Genomic DNA, 1,424 nt, shown 5'->3' on the forward strand with positions numbered 1-1,424 from the left:
CGGTTGCGGGCCTTCGCGGCGCGCATGACGGCGACGGTGCAGATCAGGCAGGCCAGGTAGGCGAGGACGGCGTCGAGGATCACTTCGCCCTCCGGTGACGGCCGGTCGGCACGGGCTCGAACAGCGAGCCGGGGGCGACGTACCAGTCCTCGTCCGCGAGGCGCTGGCCGGGCGCGCGGTGGGGCCGGGGCGGGATGCGGGTGACGACGTGGGCGTCGTGCTCGACGCGGGCCGGGGTGCGGGGGCCCCGCCCGGCCGGGACGACCCGGCCGAGCAGGGAACGCAGGGAGGCTGCGGGAGCGATCACTTGCCACCGCGCTCGTAGTAGAGGCGGTTGCCGATGTCGACCAGGAGTTCCTTGTCGCCGGTCTCGTTCACGACCAGCACGCGCAGGATCCTGAGCCGCTCCATCTCCCCGTACATCGTCTGAAGCCGGGCGGGAGTGGTCTTCGGGTCGACCATCTCGTCGCGGTACGACTCGGCGGTTCGCGCCGGTGCTTCCCCGCGCTCGAAGTCGTCGGCGTCCGCGTCCCGGTCCTCGGTGGGGACCATCCCGCCGTTGAGCATCAGCGTCCGCAGCGCGACGGACTGGGCCTTCGGGGTGGACCGGCTACCGCTGTCGGTCGCCTCGCCCATGGTCTGGGCGTCGAAGTGGTCGCCCGCCGGCCCGTAGATGCGGAAGGTCACCGTCGCGGTGCACTCGCGCATCTTGCCGCCGCTGCTGGTCGGGATGTCCCGGTACTCGGCGGTGGTGCAGATCGGCATGATCACGACGCCGTGGGCTCGGCAGATCGGGCCGTAGGCGTTCAGTACCGCGTCGACCCCGCGGAACATGAACTTCGTGTTGCCGCCCTTGAACTGCTGGTTCTTCTTGATGACCCGGACGTCGCCCATCAGCCGCAGCCAGGCGGTGATCACGTCGATCTTCTCGGGATCGGCGGCCAGGTCCAGGTGGTCGAGGTCGGGCTCGGTGTAGTCGTGGGTGTGGTCGACGTCCTCGACCGGGTCGGGTTCGCGGCCCGCGAGGGCGGCGGCGTTCTCGGCGAGACCCACGGTCACGCTCCCGTCTTGGGCTTGAGGCGGTACGCCTTGTCGATGTCGATCCGCTCGCCGGGCTTGTCGGTGACGCACGCCGCGTAGGCGTCGGGCCACTCCTCGGCGAGGCGGGCGAGGTCGGTGTTCGCGCGCTTGGTCGGCTCCATCGACCACGCCCGCTCGCCGCCGAGCGCGGCGGTGCGGTGCGGGCCCAGGAGCCGCAACAGGTCGGCCTGCGCGGCTGCCTTGCGCTTGGCGGCGGCCTTCTCCTCCAACCGCGCCGTCTCGTAGTCGTGCAGCGCGCCGAGCGCGTCAGGGTCGCGGTCGAGGTCGACCACCCCGGCACGGTCCGGGTGCAGCCGGCGGTACAGGTCGACCGTGCGCTCGGG

General features: G+C 71.9%; 2 protein-coding genes and 1 pseudogene. All 3 read right to left on the reverse strand.

Translation table 11 applies throughout. The features are described from left to right. Positions 1 to 79: 79 nt before the first annotated feature. Entirely contained in the window at positions 80 to 307 is a 228-nt protein-coding gene (locus ABZ374_RS48510; protein ID WP_360325256.1) for a hypothetical protein, read from the reverse strand. Then, entirely contained in the window at positions 304 to 1,059 is a 756-nt protein-coding gene (locus tag ABZ374_RS48515) for an ERF family protein (RefSeq protein WP_360325259.1), read from the reverse strand. The genes ABZ374_RS48510 and ABZ374_RS48515 overlap by 4 nt, the downstream gene beginning before the upstream one ends. Further along, positions 1,056 to 1,424: pseudogene (locus tag ABZ374_RS48520) on the reverse strand (hypothetical protein); the annotation flags it as partial. The gene ABZ374_RS48515 and the pseudogene ABZ374_RS48520, both read right to left, overlap by 4 nt.

This window comes from Embleya sp. NPDC005971 (assembly GCF_040629175.1).
Taxonomy (GTDB): Bacteria; Actinomycetota; Actinomycetes; order Streptomycetales; family Streptomycetaceae; genus Embleya.